Origin of the sequence: [Roseibacterium] beibuensis, assembly GCF_039542305.1 — a bacterium.
In the GTDB taxonomy this organism is placed as follows: domain Bacteria; phylum Pseudomonadota; class Alphaproteobacteria; order Rhodobacterales; family Rhodobacteraceae; genus Roseibacterium; species Roseibacterium beibuensis.
The window spans coordinates 834,227-850,572 of sequence record NZ_BAABHW010000001.1; the positions used below are offsets into that span (position 1 = coordinate 834,227).

Consider the following 16,346-nt stretch of genomic DNA (forward strand, 5'->3'; position numbering starts at 1 on the left):
TCACGGGTTCTTGATCGAGATCAAGGCTGCCGCCCCACGAACGGGACTACGCATGTGGGAACGATCCGGCCCAGAGGAAGGCCGGGCGCATTCGGAGGGCGTAGGAATGACCAAGGCCGACATGGATCTGGCGAAGCGTCGTGAACAGCTTGAACAACGGCTGTCCGATCTGAATGCGCGCTTGCAGGAGATTGATGAAGAACTCGACAGCCACCAGTCCAAGGACTGGGAGGAACTGGCGACCGAGCGCGAAGGCGACGAGGTGCTGGAACGGCTGGGCGTATCGGGGCAGGCCGAGATCCAGCAGATCAAGGCGGCGCTGAAGCGCATGGATGAAGGCGAATACGGCTACTGCGTGAAATGCGGCAAGGAAGTTTCGGAACAGAGGTTGGACCTGCTGCCGTTCACGCCGTTCTGCCGGGAATGTGCATCTTAAAAGTGTGTAGGGAAACGCGCGAATACCACCCTACAGGGAGTTGACTATGGCGAGCCAAGTACGACCGGAAGACCTGGAGGACAAGATCGCCCGCCTGCTGATGACGCAGGTGGCGGGAAGTCAGGTTGCCGAAAGATTGAAACAAGCCGATGCCGGATGGCATGATCGCGCCGCGATGGCCGATCTGCGATCGCGAAGGGTCGAGGCGCTTTGCGCAAAGGAGCTTGAAGCGCGGGAAAACGTGATCGTCCTGCGCCGCGCCGCGGGGTAACCGGAGGGCCGAACGGGCCATTCTGCGCGATGCGGCGCCATGACTTGCACCAGGGAGGAGAGACCATTGAGTGACAAGGACGACGCCGCGCCGAAGGAGACGCCGGAGCAAGAGGAAAAGGCGCATACCGAGGTTCGACCGCAGGGATCGGGAGAGGGCGGTACGAAAAAGGGCCCGCGTCCGAGATCCAAGGTCCAGCCGACCGACCCGGATGATGACGACGACCTGTTCAACGATATGCCGGTCTAGGCGGAGGAGAGCCGCCCGCAACGGACCATGACGAAGACAGGGTGCAATGAAAAAGGCAGGATGCGCGGATCGCGTCCTGCCTTTTTCATTTCCGATACCGGCTCTGTTGCGAAACGGGCAGCAAAAGGGTGTGGCGTCAGCCCAGGAACACGCCCATCACGACCGACATCAGCCCAAGCACCGAGATCAGGAGCGCGCCCATGTTGATCGCGACGATCCGCTGCAAGCGGCCGCGCAGCACGTCGTCCGGCAGGCCCGCGCGCTTGGCGGACATGGCCGCGAAGATGCAATAGACCAATGCACTGAGGCCGATGACCGTCAGTCCCGTGCCCACCCAGATCAGCCAACCCATGGCATGTCCCCTCATCGCTGCGCGCCGCTTGGGGCTAGCCCATCGCGACAGGGCAGGCAAGTCTTGCGGGCCGCGTTGGGCGCGGCTAGACCTCGGGCTCAGCCGGCGCGACCCCTCGCGCGGCGCGATCGCGGGTCACCGCGAGCCACATGTCACACGACCCTGCCCGAGGACCGCCAGATGGACGAGATGATCGAGACCGACGCCCGCCCCGACAGCTACCGCGTCACCGCCGACGAATTGCGCCAGTTCATCGAGCGCTACGAACGGCTGGAGGCCGAAAAGAAGGACATCACCGAACAGCAGAAAGAGGTGATGGCCGAGGCGAAATCGCGCGGCTACGACACCAAGGTGATGCGCAAGGTGATCGCGCTGCGCAAGCGCGAGCCCGATGACATCGCCGAGGAAGAGGCGGTTCTGGAGATGTACAAGGAAGCGCTCGGCATGCGCTGAGGACGTGTCAGCGCCTGGCAAATGGCGCGACAAATCAAGGATTGGGGGGGCGATCTTGAAGCGGATCGCCCCCTTTTTCATGGATCGGGCGGACCCAGCGGATCGTGGGGGCGCCGGCATGGATCACCTCACCGCTCCGCTGAAACTCGGCCTTTTCCAGCACGCGGCCCGAGGCCGGGTTGGACGCTCGCACCAAACCGTAGATCGGCCCGTCAAGATCGGGCCAGGTGCAAGAGACGAGGTCCACCATGCCGCGCACGAGCCGCGAGGCTATCCCGCTGCCCCAACGGTCGGGCGTCAGATGGTAGGAGATGTTGAGCCCAGGCACCCTGTCGCGCCGGGTCAAGCCGCAAAAGCCGACGGGCGCGCCGTCATCCAACACGATCCAACGGCCCGTGCCATGGCGTCCCCAATGCGCGATATCCTTGGCGTGCTGGCGGGCGATATCCCCCGCGCTGTCCGGGGTCGGATCGGGCTTGTGCGCCGCAAGGGCCGGATCAGCGAACAACTCTTGGCGGAAGGGGAGGTCTCCGGCGCAGACGGGCCGTATGCGCAAAGGGCCGATAACCCAGTCGCCGGGAAGGCCGCTCACGGCATCAGCAAGGTCACACCCGGAATGCGCGCGACCTCTTCCATGTCGCGGTCATAGGCGAGGGACAGCTCGTCGATGAACCCTTCGTCCCAGCCCGGCAGGTCCAGTTCCACCTCGACCTCGGTCTCCAGCGCATAGCGTTCGAGGAAGGCGGCCACGATGCGCCGCCGATGCCAGTCGGTCTCTGGCGGGTGATCCGCGATATAGGCCTGCATCCGTTTGAACCCGGCGGGTTCCATGATCTTCTCGACCAGGTCGTCGACCCCCTCCAGCGCCGTGGCCTCTCCGACGCCGGCCATTTCGCGCAGGATTTCGCCCCACAAAAGCGGCGTGTCCTCGTTGCACCAGACGGTGATCGGGCAATCGGGATGTGCCATGCTCAGCCGCCGCAGCATCTCGGACCAGGCGACGGCATGGGGCTGCATGTTTTCCGAGAATTCCGCGAAATTGCTGAAGCGCGACGCCTTGAACAGGGCCGGGATATGGGTGGCGGGATCGCGCATGCCGATGAAGAACTCGACCTGCGCCTCCGGAAAAAGCGCCCGCAGTTGCGCGGTTTGCCGGTCGATCATCGGCCAGATCTGCGCCCGCTGGATCACGAGGCGGTTGATGCAGATGAAGCGCGGGTCCGACAGGATCAGCCGCTCGACGTCGAAATCGTCGAGGATCGCATCCAGCAGCGCACCCTGGATTTCCTCGCTCGCCGGATGCCCCTTGAGCGCGCGGGCCGTGTCGCGCACGACGGCACGGTAACGGCCGGGCGGCGGCACGGACGTCCCCTCGGCCATCAGACGGTTGCGGTTCTTGAGCAGGGTCTGGATCAACAGATCGTTGTCGGTGCAGGGCGCCCCGAGATGAAACACAACCTCCATGATCGCAGATGCCCCGGCTGCCCCGTCTGTTTTTCAGAACCCTATAGAAGGACGAAAGCACGTGCAAACGACCATTGCTGCCGCGCCCGGTGCTTGCGCCGCATCATTTTGCGCAGTATCTGCACGTCAGCGCCCCTATAGCTCAGCTGGTAGAGCATCTGATTTGTAATCAGAGGGTCGGGAGTTCGAGTCTCTCTGGGGGCACCATTAGCACCGACAAATCATTCGGTTGAACGCCACCCGTCCGGCCTTGGATCGGCATCGGACACCCCCTGCTTGGCGGTCTTGGTGCCGCACCGAATGTGCCCCCTTAAATCCTCAGCCCATTCTCTCCCACAAGGTCGTGCAGACCGGCGGGATTCGTTCCTCGATCGCGCGCATGGCGTCGACGATCAGGTCCTCTCGCCACCTTTGGCCCGCGATCTGAACGCCGATGGGCTGTGGGCCTTCGGGTAGATCGGCGATGTGGGTCGGCAGGTTGCCCGCGGGCAGGCCGGTGAAATTCATGATGAACGACCAGTGGGCCTGTCCCAGGGCGTCGCGGGCGCCGTCGAGGCCCTCGGCATCTCGCCCGGCATGGAAGAAGGGCTTGAGCAGGAAGGGCGTCAGGACCAACGGATAGTCCTGGAGGAACAGGGACCACGCCCGCGCGTAATGGCTGCGTTTGGCCATCGCGCGCAGCAGGTCGGGGCCCTCGTAGGGGGGGAACAGCTCGAAATAGGCGTCAAAGATCGCGTTGACGGTCTTGGAGCCATAAGCGGCGATGTCGGGGCCCATCAAGGCTTTGACCTCGCCCAGAAGGGTCCTGTAGCCCTCCTCCCCGGTCTCGAAGGCAAGCGGCGGTTCGACCTCGGTCACGTCGTAGCCCGCGTCGGACAGCGCCGAGGCGGCCTTGTCGATCGCCGTCGCGACCTCGGGGTGCAGGCCGAAGCCGAAATCGTCCCGTGTGACGGCGACCTTGATCGGGGGAACGGGCGGGGCACCACGCCACGGCAGCGGCACATGGAACGGGTCGCGTGCATCCGGCGCGATCAGCGCGGGCATCGACAGGTGGAGGTCCTTGGCCGAGCGCGCCAGCAGCCCCTGGACCGACATGCTTTGCGCCAGAAGGCCGCGCTCGGCGGTCTGGCTCGGGTTCCAGGCCGGCACCCGGCCAAGGCCCGGCTTGACCGTCACGGCCCCGTTGGCCGACGCCGGAAAGCGCAGCGAGCCGCCGATATCGTTGCCATGGGCGAGGGGGCCGATGCCCGCCATTACCGCCGATCCGGCCCCGCCCGACGACCCGCCTGCCGACAGGTGCCGCCCCCAGGGGTTGTAGGTCCGCCCGTGGAGCGGGGTGTCGGTATCGGCGCGAAACGAGAATTCGGGCGTGTTGGTGCGCCCGATGATAAGTGCGCCCGCTGCCTTGAGGTTGCGCACCACAGGCGCGTCGTCGGGGGCGATGAGGTCTTTCAGGGCGGCGACGCCATTCGTGGTGGCATGGCCTTTCTGGTCGACATTCACCTTGATGGTCACCGGCACGCCATGGAGCGGCCCCTTGGGCGCATCGCTGGCATCCAGGGCGGCGGCCTCGGCGCGGGCTTCTTCGGCGAGGCTTTCGACGACGGCGTTGAGCGCGGGATTGACCGCGTCCATCCGCGCGAGGATGGCTTCGGTCACCTCGCTTGCGGTGATCTCACCGGCATGGGTCGCGCGGGCGATGTCGGTGGCACTCCACTGCCACAGGGGTCTGGATGTCGGTTCGCTCATCTCCGGCCTGTCCTTGCGATTGTTATCTTTGGCACCGGCCGCGCGGACGAGGCAGCGGTCGCTGGTGGCTCGGAGGCCACCTTGGTGCCTGCGTCGGCGGAGGACAAGGGCCGGACCGGTCTTGAAAGAGTGCCGGTCGCTGTGGTCAGTCTCTCGGATTGGGCAGGGGACGGGGCGAGGTGAGGGTTTCGCCGGTCATGATCACGAAATCGCGGCCAGACTGGCGATCCGGCGTGGCGGCAAGGTCCGACACGACCAGCACGAGGCCGGGATGCAGCCGCGCCATCATCGCCTGCGAGAAGGCTTCCGGGACCCGCAGGCGATTGAGCACCTGCTCCTCGGGCCAAAGCGGATGCTCGGGGTCGGGATGGTGGGTGAGGCCCGTCCAGTGCAGCCCGGTCTCGCGGCTGCCCTGCATGACGAGGACATGTTCGCCCAGGGGGCGGTCGTCGTCGATCTCGATCGAGCTTTCGACCAGTTTTCGGCCGTCTTCCATGAGGATGATCTTGCGATCCGCACGGGTGGCGAGCACCGCCGTCACCGGATAGTCCGCGCCGCTTGTCCAGTCGGAGGGGTGGGAGCGCCCATCGAGGCCCGCGACGGCCTCTTCCATGTCTGCCTCGGCGAGGCCGCTGAGCACGAAGCCGGGATGGATCAACTCCCACGGGTCGTTGCGCGCGCCCGAGATGATGACGGGCGTGCCGATATGGGTGACCTCGAACAGAAGCGCCGAGAACTCCAGCGGCAGGCGGATGCAGCCATGGCTGGCCGGGTAGCCCGGCAGGTTTCCGGCATGCAGCGCGATCCCGCCCCAGGTCAGCCGGTTCATGTTCGGCATCGGCGCGTTGTTATAGGTCGAAGACCGGTGGTCGGCGTCTTTTTGCAGCACGGTGAACACGCCCGTCGGCGTTTCGTGCCCCGGGCGCCCGGTGGAACAGGTCGAGACGCCGATGCGGATGCCGTTGCGATAGACATGCACGCGCTGCTCGGGGATCGAGCAGATGACCGCGACCGCGCCCTGCGGCTCCCGTTCGGGGTGCCAGGTGAAATCGCCGGGCAGCATGTTGGCCACGTCGAAGACGACTTCTTCCTCCGCGTTGCTCTGCGCCCGGAGGGGGATCGCGGGCAGGCCAAGGGCTGCGGCCAGCGACAGGGTGACGGTGCGGCGGTCTGTTTTCATGTCATCTCCTCGGGGTCGCCGACGCCTTAGCCGTCGCTCTCGCTCATCAGGGTCTGCATGAACTCTTCGCATTGCGCGACGGTCGTCGCTTCTGGCGTGGCGTCCATGGTTGCGCCGAGGTCGGCGGCGGCCCGGACCATGACCTGCTCGACCTGTTCGGCGGTCAGCAAGCCCTCCTCGGTGGCGGCCATGACGGTGCTGCAAACGCCCGTCGTCATGCCCGTGGCGACCCCAACGCCGGCCGCCGTGCCGCCAAGGATGGCGCCGCCGAACAGCGCGCCGCCGATGAGGCCGAGGATCAGGCCGATGATGCCGAAAAGGATACGTCCCATGATGAGTGCCTTTCTTGTATGTCCGGCCCTATGGCCAGATGAGGTTGAAGATCAGGACGACCACGAAGATCGCCAGGAAAAGGGGCCAGCTGAACCGCGGTCCGCCTTTCTTGTGGGGGACATAAAGCCCCGCCTGTTCCATCCCGACGATTGTCAGGAGGATCAGGACGCCGGTCACCAGGGCGTGGGCGATATCGAAGGTCACGCAGAGCCTCCTTTCAGGAAGCGGCAGAGGAGCCAAAGGATGGCGATGTTGAGCAGCGGGGTGAGCGCCACAAGCACCGGCGCAGCCGTGTCACCAGCGCGGTCCAGCATCAGGGACCACGGCAACCCAAGGGGCAGGATGAAGATCCAGGACAGCGGGTCGCGGTCCTGTCCGAACCAGCCATAGGTGCCGATCAGCCCGATGGCCAAGGCCGCTAGGTAAAGCAGGATCAGGACGATCATCAGGATTTTGCAGATGCGGTGGCCCATCCGTGGCCCTCACTCATGCCGATCAAGGTGCACGGACCCGGAGACGAGGGACCCCGGGTCCGTGCACAGCGTCATGTCAAAGATACCCTTCGTTGGTCATCGACATGATGCCTGCGGTGGTGCCGTCGCGATAGGCGATGCAGCGCCATGTGCCGGTGCCGCCGACCAGCATGATGACCTCGGTCCCGGCTTCCGAGAAGGACGAGCTTTGGACCCGCACGTCGGGGTTGCCCGTTTCCGCCCGCGTGTCGCGGACACAGGCGGCCCGCGCGTCGGCCTCGGCCGAGTTGCCCGGACCGGGGTCCATACCCATATCGCCGCCCATCTCCATGCAGCCGGCAAGGCCTATCGCGGCAAGGGTGGCCGTGGCGATCGTCAGTGGGGTTTTCATTCTGTTCCTCCTTCTGGTGTTGGGGGGCGTGTCGGCGCTCAGTCGATGCCGAAGATGACGTTGTAGGACACGGTCCGGTTGGTGCGGTTGATCACCTCGACGACATGATCGCCGTCCTGCCAAAGCTGGCCGCGGTACTCCTGCCGGGACGGAACCATGTCGAGCAGGAAGGACCCGTCGGGGTTGAAGATCTGGTAGTCCAGCGATCCGCTCCACGGCGCGACGCGCACGTAAAGGAACTGGCCGTCGCCCGCGCCGAGCACGTAGCGGCGGCTGGCGCCGGGGGCGAGGTTGTCGCTCAGCTCGGTGCCGCTGGTGCCGGCGGGGAACTGAACGCGGACGGTGTCGGTCTGGCCAGCCCCTCCGCCGCCGCCCCCGCTTGAGGCGCGCAGGAAGCCGCTCTGGTCCTGCCCGTCGACGAAGAACTCGGTCTGGCGCAGGCCGGGCCGGGTGAAGGCGCAGGCGATGTAGGGGGCGCGGCCGCGCAGGTAGATCTCGCCGCCGATGGTTTCGGTGCCGTCCACGCGGGCCCCGTTGTAGCGCATGTTGGTCTGGGCGCTTGGCGCGTTGAAATAGTCGCGCGCGACCGAGGCGCAGCGGTCGAGAAGGATGCCGACCGACTGGGCGGTGGCCGGAAGAGGGGCGGCGAGCGCAAGGGCGGCCGCGGTGACGGCGGTGCGAAGTTTCATGGGCATGAGCCTCCTGGTTCGCGATGAGGGGAATGAACGCCCCCGGCCCGAACAAGGGGCCGGGAGCAACTGTGCGGTCAGCCGCCGGTGATAAGCGCCGAGGGAATGACGAAGCGGGCCTGGCCGACGAAGACGACGAAGTTATCGTTCTCATCGCGGCTGACCGTCATCTGGGCGCCGCCATCTGCCTGCGCCTCGTCGTAGTGGTGGGGCGTGTTGCCTTCGAAGTAGATCACGCGCCCACCGCCATCGGGCCAGGAGATATCGATGTAGCCCGTGCCATCGCCGTTCCGCACGACACCGGCGTCACACATCGCCTCGGCGGCATCCATGTCCCGCACGCAGGGGATCTGCGTGGTGGCGTTGAAGTTGGTGCCCGGCACGGTGGCGTCCTCCTCCATCGGCGGCGGCGCCAGCGGCAGCTGGACGGCGGCCCCCATGTCCCGGTGCGGCTGGAACAGCGCCACCGGGATTTCGAACCGCGCCTCGCCGATGCTGACGATCCACAGATCGCCCTGCTGCGCGACGATCATCGAGATGTCGCCATCGGCCTGGCTCTGGTCGAAATAGACGGGAACGCCGGCCTCGAAGCTGATCGCCCGGCCGCCATAGCCGCCCTCGGTGATCTGGAGGAAGCCATTGCCCGAGCCTTCGTGGACGGTGCCATAGCTGCACTCGGCGGCGCTGGCGTCACGATCGGCGTAGCAGGTGAGCGTCCCGGTCATGTCGTAGCTCGGCCCGAAATCCTGCGGCGCCGGGTCCGCCGGTGCAGCGGGCGCTGCCGGGGCCACGGGGGCTTGCGGGACGGGGCTGGGCAGGTGGGAGGCCACGCCGGGCGCGGCGCCTTCGCGCAGGAAGTCGCCCGCAACCCAGCCCGTGGCATCGCCCGAGACCGAGCTGACATAGCACCAGCGGCGCCCCTCGCTCATCCGGCAGCCGCCCGCGTTGCGCAGGGTCGCACCGTTAGGGAAGCGGGCTAAGATCGGCGCATGGGTGGAGGGCCGGGTGTGGACGCGCAGCGCGCTGCCCGAGCGGTTGAGGTCGACCTGCCACCAGTCGGGTCCACCCGCCATGCCATCGGCAAAATCGTTCGTGACCGGGCGCGGCGCGCCGCTGCGGGTCGTCAGCGCCGCTGCCGGGGGATGGCCGTCGCGGAGGTATTCCGCCGCGACCCAGCCCGAGACGCCACCACCGGCCTGCATCACGTCGCACCAGGTGCGCCCGCCCGAGGCCACGCAGCCGCCGACATTGCGCAGGTCGGCCCCGTCGGGAAGGCGACCGACACGAACCGAGGCCGCGGACGGCTCGGCATGAACGTTCAGATGCCCGCCCGGATTGGTCAGGTGCACGTGGAACCAGTCCGACGTGGTCGTGATGCCCGCGCGCGTCGGCGTCGCCGGCGTTTGGGGCAGGGCGGAACCGCGGCGCGGCGGCGTCACCGGCGCGGCCCCGTGATGGCGGGATACCGGCGCAAGGAATTCGCGCGCGACATAGCCCGCAAGCCCGCCGTCATAGGCCATCACCTCGCACCATTCGCGACCGCCGTTCTGCGCACAGCCGCCGATATCGCGCAGGACGGCGCCGTTGTCGTAGCGCCCGACACGGGGCGCGTCGGTCGACGGGCCCGTATGCACGTTCAGATGGCCACCGCGCGCGCGCGTGCGCACCTGGAAGTAGCGCAAGGCCGCATCCGGATCGTCGGCATCGGTGGGTTGCAGCATGTCGAACTCGATGGAGTAGGGGGCCACTTCGTCCCGCCGGGCGGCGGCGCGCACCATGTAGACCACGACCTCGTACACACCGGTTTCGGGCAGCGTGCCGGAGAACTCGTTCAGGTCAAGCACCGGACCGCCGATCAGGCTGCTGTTGGCAAGCGCTTCGTCGCCGGGGCCGTTGCCGGGCGTGTAGACGTTGAAATACGTGCCGGTATGCGGCGTATTCAGCCGGATGGTCAGCGTGTTGCCCGCCACGCCTTGCAACTCGTAGCGGTCGAAATCGCGCCCGACGATCTCGCCGTCGATGGCCGTGCCGGTCCAGCCCGCGAAATCAACGTCATGTCGGTTGAGCATCGGTTGGGCCGAGGCGACCGCGGCCGTTACCAGTAGTGCCAAAACGGCACAAAGCACCCTGTTCATGGTCCACAACTCCCTTTCTTGGCGTCTTGTCAATCACCGGCGCATTGTGCGTTCGGACGGCTGACCCTGCAGGCATCACGCCTGCTGCCGACTGGGCACATAGGCTTGATCGGCCACTCGTAAAGTCGCTTCTGGTCGTCCGCTCTCCGGATCTCGGATCTGCCAGGCGCTCTATCGTTGTCACCGACAAAGATTGCGAAGGGCCGGTAAGGCGTCTATCCAAACAGCGAGGAGGATATCCAAATAGCGCTATTGAAAAGCTTTTTTTCGTCCGCCTGCGCTTTCGATCCGCTGGATTGGGCCATGTCCGACGCGCCGCAGGCCGCGCCCGACGACCTTGTCCCCCAGGGCAGGGGCGGATTCCGGCTCGGCGCCGAATACCGCGGCGATGATTCGAAGCTCTACCGCCGTCAGTTCACCGGAAAGGCCGTGCTGGATCTGCACGCGCCCCTGGCCGGTCGCGCGGTGGTGGCCATCGGCGATATCGGGTTGATGAGCCTCGCCTATATCCGGTCGACCGGGCATGACGTCATCCTGACGGAGTTGCAGCGACCCAACCTCCTGGTGGTCTTTTCGGGCAAGCTGGAGACCCGAAACCAGCATATGCACTGCGATAGCCTGGACAAACCCTGGCTTTTGACGGGGCGCGGCACGCGACAGACGCGGGTGACGGCGTCGCGGGATACGAAATACGAGGCCTTCGTGCTGTCGATGCCGCCGCAATTCCTTGGGCCTCGGCTGGCGCAGGTGGAAGCGCGGGGTGGCATGGTGTGGGGCACGGAGTCACGCGCAGAGGACCAGTATCTTGCACGTCTTGTCATGGACCTCGCCGCACAGGTGACTCTGTCGGGAACACCCACGCTCGACCGGAACGTGGCAGACGCGTGGACAACGGTCGTCACCGGCCAGATCAATCGCTGCCTGGACGCGCAGCCTGGCTCGGACAGGTCCGATCTGCCGGACGACATCCACGAGTTGTCGCTGCGCCATGTCCGAAAAGCCGAGGACCTGATCTACGGACGACCGGATGAGATCGGCAGCATTCGGGACATCGCCCGCCATGTCGGCGTGTCCGAACGGACCTTGCAGGCCGCTTTCCGCAAGGTGCGCGGCGCCACGCCCACGCAAGTGCTTGGTCAGGCGCGGCTGCATCGCGCCCGTCGCGCCCTGCTCGATCGCGAGGGTCCCGCCACCGTGTCCGACGTGTGCCGCCTGTGCGGGATCGAGCATCACGGGCGGTTCAGCCAGCAGTACAAGGACGCCTTCGGTGAAAACCCGGTCGCGACCTTGCACGCGCGGTGGCGGGGATAGACCGCGCGTTTCCGGCGTGTCCCCGTTGTCCGCGGCCGCCGGCATTTCCGTCCTCATTGCAGGATCCCGCCGGGTCGGGGTCATCGACCTGCAAGTCGGCTGGACCTGTCCCTGCGCCAGCCGCGCCTTGCTTATTGCGACAAATTTCATCGGTTGTCATACTCCGGTTACGGAGGATCGGTAGGAGCCGCGAGGTTCCACAACATCTTGGGGAGAATCATGAAAGCCTACACAACTCTTGCGGCGGTTGCCGCGCTTGCAGTCGCCTTTCCGGTGCAGGCCGAATTCGCGCTCGGCGATCGTTTCACCGATGCAGATGGCGACCTCATCGCGGATATTCCGACCGATCCCGATCAGCTGATCGACCCCGATACCCTGATCTTCGCCTACACGCCGGTGGAAGACCCCGCCGTCTATGCCGAGGTCTGGGCCGACTTCCTCGACCACCTGTCCGAGGCGACGGGGCGCAACGTGCAATTTTTCCCGGTGCAGTCGAACGCCGCCCAGATCGAGGCGATGCGCGCAGGCCGTCTGCATATCGCGGGCTTCAACACCGGCTCGAACCCGCTGGCCGTGGCCTGCGCCGGCTTCCGCCCCTTTGCGATGATGGCGGCTGAAGATGGCTCTTTCGGGTACGAGATGGAAATCATCACCTACCCGGACTCGGGCATCACCGAAGTCGAGGATATCCGTGGTCAGCAGATGGCCTTTACCTCGGAAACCTCCAACTCGGGCTTCAAGGCCCCCTCGGCGATCCTGAATGACGAGTTCGGCATGACCCCGGGCGAGGATTTCGAAGCCGTCTTCTCGGGCGCGCATGACAACTCGATCCTCGGCGTCGCCAACCGCGACTACATGGCCGCCGCGATCGCCAACTCGGTTCTGGGCCGCATGATCGACCGCGAGGTCGTGACCGAGGACCAGATCGTGTCGATCTACACCTCGCAGACCTTCCCGACCACGGGCTACGGTGTCGTCTACAACCTGACCCCCGAGTTGCAGGAGGCCATCCAGGGGGCCTTCTTCAGCTATGACTGGGAAGGCACCCCGCTGGCCGAGGAATTCGGCCGCAACGGTGAATCGCAGTTCATCCCGATCACCTTCCAGAACAACTGGGCCGTGATCCGCACCATCGACGCGTTCAACGGCGTCGAGTACGACTGCGACTGAACCTGTTTGACAAAGGCGACACACGGGCGGCCCGGTGCCGCCCGTGTAACTTTGCGGGGGCTACCTGAATGCTGAAACTCGAAGGTCTGTCCAAGACCTACAAAACCGGCGACCCGGCGCTTTCGGACGTGACGCTGAGCGTGCCCAAGGGCCAGATCCTTGGCCTGATCGGACCGTCGGGCGCGGGCAAATCCACCCTGATCCGCTGCATCAACCGGCTGGTGGAGCCGACCTCGGGCAAGGTGATGCTGGGCGATGTGAACCTTGTGGGCCTGTCGAAGGCCGACCTGCGCCGCCAACGCCGCCGCATCGGCATGATCTTCCAGGAATATGCGCTGGTCGAACGTCTGACGGTGATGGAAAACGTCCTGTCGGGCCGCCTGGGCTACGTGCCCTTCTGGCGCAGCTTCATGCGGAAATACCCCGCCGCCGATATCCAGCGCGCCTACCAGTTGCTGGATCGCGTGGGGCTTCTGGAGAAGGCCGACAACCGCGCCGATGCCCTGTCGGGCGGTCAGCGCCAGCGCGTCGGCATCGCGCGCGCCTTGGCGCAAGACCCCGAATTGCTGCTGGTCGATGAACCCACGGCCAGCCTCGACCCCAAGACCAGCCGCCAGATCATGCGCCTTCTGACCGAGATCTGCGCCGAGCGTGGCCTGCCGGCCATCGTCAACATCCACGACGTGCCGCTGGCGCAGCAGTTCATGCAGCGCATCGTCGGCCTGCGCGCCGGGCGCGTGGTCTTCGACGGCACGCCCGACCAGTTGACCGAGTCCACCCTGACCACGATCTACGGCGAGGAAGACTGGCACGAGATGCGCCGGGGCGACCAGGAACAGCAGGAGGCCGAGGCGGAGGCGCGCGACCGCATGGCCGCGTTGGCCAAATGAGCGCGCCCGATCAATACCCGAGCACGTGGCGCAGGCCTCCGCAGATCGTCACCGACCGGCGCTGGCGGCTGGCCCTGCAAATCGGCATCGTCGTCTACCTCGTGCTGGCGATCGGCTCGGTCGAGGTGAACTGGTCCCGCGTCTACGAGGGGCTGGAGCGCGGACAGCGCTTCATCATGGGCTTCCTGCAACCCGATTTCGCCAGCCGCTGGCGCGATATCAGCCAGGGGCTCGTCGAAAGCCTCACCATGACGCTTACCTCGACGGTCGTGGGCGTCGCCATCTCGGTGCCCATCGGCATCGGGGCGGCCCGCAACCTTGCCCCGCGCTGGATCTACTACATCTGCCGCGCGATCATCGCGGTCAGCCGTGCGCTTCAGGAAATCATCATCGCGATCTTCTTCGTGGCGATGTTCGGCTTCGGCCCCTTCGCAGGCTTCCTGACCCTGTCTTTCGCCACCATCGGCTTCATCGCCAAGCTTCTGGCCGATGACATCGAGGAGATCGACGAAACCCAGGCCGAGGCGATCCGCTCGACCGGCGCGTCGTGGTGGCAACTGGTCAACTACGCCGTCCAGCCGCAGGTCATGCCGCGCCTGATCGGCCTGTCGCTCTACCGGCTGGACATCAATTTCCGCGAAAGCGCGGTGATCGGGATCGTCGGCGCGGGCGGGATCGGGGCCACCCTGAACACCGCCATCGACCGCTACGAATACGACAGCGCGGGCGCGATCCTGCTGATCATCATCGCCATCGTGATGGTGGCCGAATACAGCTCCAGCTATCTGCGGAAGTTCCTGCAATGACCGAGATCACCCATTACAGCCAGGTCTGGACCCATCGCACCCCGCGCAAGCGCCTGCTTCTCTGGGGCGGGTGGCTGGCGCTGGTCGCGCTGTTCGTGTGGTGCTGGCAATTGATGAACGAGAACACGATCTGGTTCTTCGTGGCCGACGCCCCGCGGCAGGCTGCCGATATCGGGGGCCGCATGGTGCCCCCGCGGTGGGAGTATTTCCCCGAGTTGATGCAGCCCCTGTGGGACACGATCAACATCGCCACGCTCGGCACCATCGGCGGCGTCATCATGGCCGTGCCGGTCGCCTTCATGGCGGCGCGCAACACGACGCCTTCGGCCACCATCCTGCGGCCCATCGCGCTGTTCATCATCGTGGCCTCGCGCTCGATCAACTCCTTGATCTGGGCGCTGCTTCTGGTGGCGATCATCGGTCCGGGCCTTCTGGCGGGGATCGTCGCCATCGCGCTGCGCTCCATCGGCTTCGTGGGCAAGCTGCTGTACGAGGCGATCGAGGAAACCGACGCGAAGCAGATCGAGGCGGTCCAGGCCACCGGCGCCAGTGGCGCGCAGGTGCTGAACTACGGGATCGTGCCGCAGATCATGCCTGCCTTCTGGGGCATCAGTGTTTTCCGCTGGGACATCAACATCCGCGAAAGCACGATCCTCGGCCTTGTCGGCGCGGGCGGCATCGGGCTCAAGCTTCAGGCCTCGCTCAACACGCTGGCCTGGAGCCAGGTGTCCGTGATCCTGCTGTTGATCCTTGCCACCGTCGTGCTCAGCGAATGGGTGTCGGCGCGGGTGCGTCACGCCATCATCTGAAGCCGGGGCAAGGCATTCGGATAGAGACGAGACACAAAGGCGGGCGCTGATCTCCAGCGCCCGCCTTTTTCGGACTGGCCGTATCAGAGCCTTGGTAGGGCCTCTGTCATCGTCCGGAAGGCCGCGCTGTGATCGACCGCCGAGCTCCGCATGCCGAAGAGTTGCAGGATCAACTCGCCGGTTTCCGTGAACGCCTCGATGCTCAGGGACGCTCCGCGTTTGGTCGGCTTTTCGACCAGCCAGACCTCGGCCACGTGATCCAGCCGCAGATGCAGGTTGAAGCGCGGGTCGAGCACGTTTTGCCACGGCCCCACCTCTTTCAACGTGTCGATCGGGCCGGAATGGATCTGGATGCACCCCCGGTTGCCGACGAACAGCATGATCGGAACCGCCCCGTTCCCGCAGGCAATCAGTGCGTCGTTCAGGGCCGTGGGCGGCAGCGCCGTGGCGAAAGGTGCCCCCGCGATGCGGTAGGCCCCCAGCCGGTTCATCTTCATCTTGGAGACGACGCGCAGGAACTGGTGCGTGTCGGTCATGCGCGACCACTCGGCGCGCAACGCCTCGGCCTTTTCGGGGCGGGACCGGACGCCCTCGGCCACCGGGGCGGGGTCGAGTGTCAGCGTGTCGCGCGTGTCGCCGGTCGCCAAGCCCTCGACCGCCCGGTCCCAGGCGTCCAGATCGGTGCCGTCCTGCGAATAAACCTTGTGGATCGCCTCGCCGCTGGCATCGAAGATTTGCAGGCCGCGCGCGGGGCCTTTCCCGCTGTCATTGCGCAGGGCGAAGCCATGCACCCAATGCTTGGGAAAGATGCGCAGGTCGATCTCGGGCCCGAGGATCATCGCGGCATGATCGCCCGGGTGCCAGTCGTCATAGGTGCCGGTCCGCTCGTTCACCGCGCTTTCATTGCGGGTCAGCGCCATGACCTCGCCCAGGGACCGGATCGCGGGCATCAGACGGTTCGGGTCGGCGGGAATGCGCGTGGCGCCATGGCCCACCTGCGCGGCGACCAGATCGGCCTCCGTCACGCCAAGGCTTTTCGCCAGATCGCGCGCCCGCAGGGTCGCATCCTCCAGCGCGGTGCGCAGGTCGGCGGCACTGGGTGTGCGGCGTGTGTCGGCAAGAGTATCGGACTCAGTCATGTCGAGGACCTTTGTTCGGTTCGAGGTCAGGGGGGAAAGGGCTGGG

General features: G+C 66.0%; 21 protein-coding genes and 1 tRNA gene. 10 read left to right on the forward strand and 12 right to left on the reverse strand.

All coding sequences use genetic code 11. The annotated features are described in order from the left end of the window. Positions 1–106 precede the first annotated feature (106 nt). From ABD923_RS04180 to ABD923_RS04190, 3 genes are all read left to right on the forward strand, one after another. Positions 107–436: a TraR/DksA family transcriptional regulator gene (locus ABD923_RS04180; RefSeq protein ID WP_259546500.1), complete on the forward strand. Its 330-nt coding sequence runs from the start codon at positions 107–109 to the stop codon at positions 434–436. Positions 437–482: 46 nt separating this feature from the next. Then, positions 483–707 (forward strand): hypothetical protein, encoded by a 225-nt coding sequence (locus ABD923_RS04185; RefSeq protein WP_259546499.1) that lies wholly within the window; start codon positions 483–485, stop codon positions 705–707. A 66-nt stretch (positions 708–773) separates the two neighbouring features. Next, a complete protein-coding gene (locus ABD923_RS04190) occupies positions 774–956 on the forward strand; it encodes a hypothetical protein (RefSeq protein ID WP_259546498.1) in 183 nt (60 codons plus the stop codon). 136 nt (positions 957–1,092) lie between these two features. Here ABD923_RS04190 and ABD923_RS04195 read toward each other — a convergent pair whose 3' ends face one another. Next, on the reverse strand, positions 1,093–1,308 hold the full coding sequence (locus ABD923_RS04195) for a hypothetical protein (protein ID WP_259546497.1): 216 nt from the start codon (positions 1,306–1,308) through the stop codon (positions 1,093–1,095). A gap of 180 nt (positions 1,309–1,488) precedes the next feature. On the opposite strand from ABD923_RS04195, the gene ABD923_RS04200 reads away from it, so the two are divergent. Continuing rightward, on the forward strand, positions 1,489–1,761 hold the full coding sequence (locus ABD923_RS04200; RefSeq protein ID WP_259546496.1) for a DUF2312 domain-containing protein: 273 nt from the start codon (positions 1,489–1,491) through the stop codon (positions 1,759–1,761). A 34-nt stretch (positions 1,762–1,795) separates the two neighbouring features. On the opposite strand, the gene ABD923_RS04205 is transcribed toward ABD923_RS04200, so the two are convergent. After that, positions 1,796–2,353 (reverse strand): GNAT family N-acetyltransferase, encoded by a 558-nt coding sequence (locus tag ABD923_RS04205; protein ID WP_259546495.1) that lies wholly within the window; start codon positions 2,351–2,353, stop codon positions 1,796–1,798. Further along, a complete protein-coding gene (locus tag ABD923_RS04210; RefSeq protein ID WP_259546494.1) occupies positions 2,350–3,225 on the reverse strand; it encodes a hypothetical protein in 876 nt (291 codons plus the stop codon). Before ABD923_RS04210 ends, ABD923_RS04205 begins: the two co-directional genes overlap by 4 nt. A gap of 131 nt (positions 3,226–3,356) precedes the next feature. Here ABD923_RS04210 and ABD923_RS04215 point away from each other — a divergent pair. Beyond that, positions 3,357–3,432, forward strand: a tRNA-Thr gene (locus tag ABD923_RS04215). Between the two features lie 111 nt (positions 3,433–3,543). Here the strand turns inward: ABD923_RS04215 and ABD923_RS04220 are convergent. From ABD923_RS04220 to ABD923_RS04255, 8 genes are all read right to left on the reverse strand, one after another. Next, entirely contained in the window at positions 3,544–4,974 is a 1,431-nt protein-coding gene (locus tag ABD923_RS04220; protein ID WP_259546493.1) for an amidase family protein, read from the reverse strand. A 145-nt stretch (positions 4,975–5,119) separates the two neighbouring features. Next, positions 5,120–6,154 carry a L,D-transpeptidase gene (locus tag ABD923_RS04225; RefSeq protein ID WP_259546491.1) on the reverse strand — a complete coding sequence of 345 codons (1,035 nt, stop codon included), beginning with the start codon at positions 6,152–6,154 and terminating at the stop codon, positions 5,120–5,122. Between the two features lie 26 nt (positions 6,155–6,180). Beyond that, the gene (locus ABD923_RS04230) at positions 6,181–6,486 is read right to left on the reverse strand and encodes a hypothetical protein (RefSeq protein ID WP_259546490.1); all 306 of its coding nucleotides are present in this window, start codon (positions 6,484–6,486) and stop codon (positions 6,181–6,183) included. 28 nt (positions 6,487–6,514) lie between these two features. Beyond that, positions 6,515–6,691, reverse strand: coding sequence for a hypothetical protein (locus ABD923_RS04235; protein ID WP_259546489.1), 177 nt, complete (start codon positions 6,689–6,691; stop codon positions 6,515–6,517). Further along, the gene (locus ABD923_RS04240) at positions 6,688–6,960 is read right to left on the reverse strand and encodes a hypothetical protein (protein ID WP_259546488.1); all 273 of its coding nucleotides are present in this window, start codon (positions 6,958–6,960) and stop codon (positions 6,688–6,690) included. The genes ABD923_RS04235 and ABD923_RS04240 overlap by 4 nt, the downstream gene beginning before the upstream one ends. A 76-nt stretch (positions 6,961–7,036) precedes the next feature. Continuing rightward, positions 7,037–7,351, reverse strand: coding sequence for a hypothetical protein (locus tag ABD923_RS04245; RefSeq protein ID WP_259546487.1), 315 nt, complete (start codon positions 7,349–7,351; stop codon positions 7,037–7,039). Between the two features lie 38 nt (positions 7,352–7,389). After that, positions 7,390–8,040 (reverse strand): hypothetical protein, encoded by a 651-nt coding sequence (locus tag ABD923_RS04250; protein WP_259546486.1) that lies wholly within the window; start codon positions 8,038–8,040, stop codon positions 7,390–7,392. 77 nt (positions 8,041–8,117) lie between these two features. Continuing rightward, on the reverse strand, positions 8,118–10,175 hold the full coding sequence (locus tag ABD923_RS04255; protein ID WP_259546485.1) for an SH3 domain-containing protein: 2,058 nt from the start codon (positions 10,173–10,175) through the stop codon (positions 8,118–8,120). 303 nt (positions 10,176–10,478) lie between these two features. On the opposite strand from ABD923_RS04255, the gene ABD923_RS04260 reads away from it, so the two are divergent. From ABD923_RS04260 to phnE (ABD923_RS04280), 5 genes are all read left to right on the forward strand, one after another. Further along, positions 10,479–11,486 carry a helix-turn-helix transcriptional regulator gene (locus ABD923_RS04260; protein ID WP_259546484.1) on the forward strand — a complete coding sequence of 336 codons (1,008 nt, stop codon included), beginning with the start codon at positions 10,479–10,481 and terminating at the stop codon, positions 11,484–11,486. 219 nt (positions 11,487–11,705) lie between these two features. Then, positions 11,706–12,656, forward strand: a complete 951-nt coding sequence (phnD, locus tag ABD923_RS04265; protein WP_259546483.1) for a phosphate/phosphite/phosphonate ABC transporter substrate-binding protein — start codon at positions 11,706–11,708, stop codon at positions 12,654–12,656. A 68-nt stretch (positions 12,657–12,724) separates the two neighbouring features. Further along, positions 12,725–13,546 (forward strand): phosphonate ABC transporter ATP-binding protein, encoded by an 822-nt coding sequence (gene phnC, locus ABD923_RS04270; protein ID WP_259546481.1) that lies wholly within the window; start codon positions 12,725–12,727, stop codon positions 13,544–13,546. Then, positions 13,543–14,352 (forward strand): phosphonate ABC transporter, permease protein PhnE, encoded by an 810-nt coding sequence (phnE, locus tag ABD923_RS04275; protein WP_222188004.1) that lies wholly within the window; start codon positions 13,543–13,545, stop codon positions 14,350–14,352. The genes phnC and phnE (ABD923_RS04275) overlap by 4 nt, the downstream gene beginning before the upstream one ends. Next, a complete protein-coding gene (gene phnE / locus ABD923_RS04280; protein WP_259546480.1) occupies positions 14,349–15,161 on the forward strand; it encodes a phosphonate ABC transporter, permease protein PhnE in 813 nt (270 codons plus the stop codon). The genes phnE (ABD923_RS04275) and phnE (ABD923_RS04280) overlap by 4 nt, the downstream gene beginning before the upstream one ends. Before the next feature lie 83 nt (positions 15,162–15,244). Here the strand turns inward: phnE (ABD923_RS04280) and ABD923_RS04285 are convergent, their stop codons facing one another. Then, positions 15,245–16,300: a hemin-degrading factor gene (locus tag ABD923_RS04285; RefSeq protein WP_259546479.1), complete on the reverse strand. Its 1,056-nt coding sequence runs from the start codon at positions 16,298–16,300 to the stop codon at positions 15,245–15,247. Positions 16,301–16,346 lie beyond the last annotated feature (46 nt).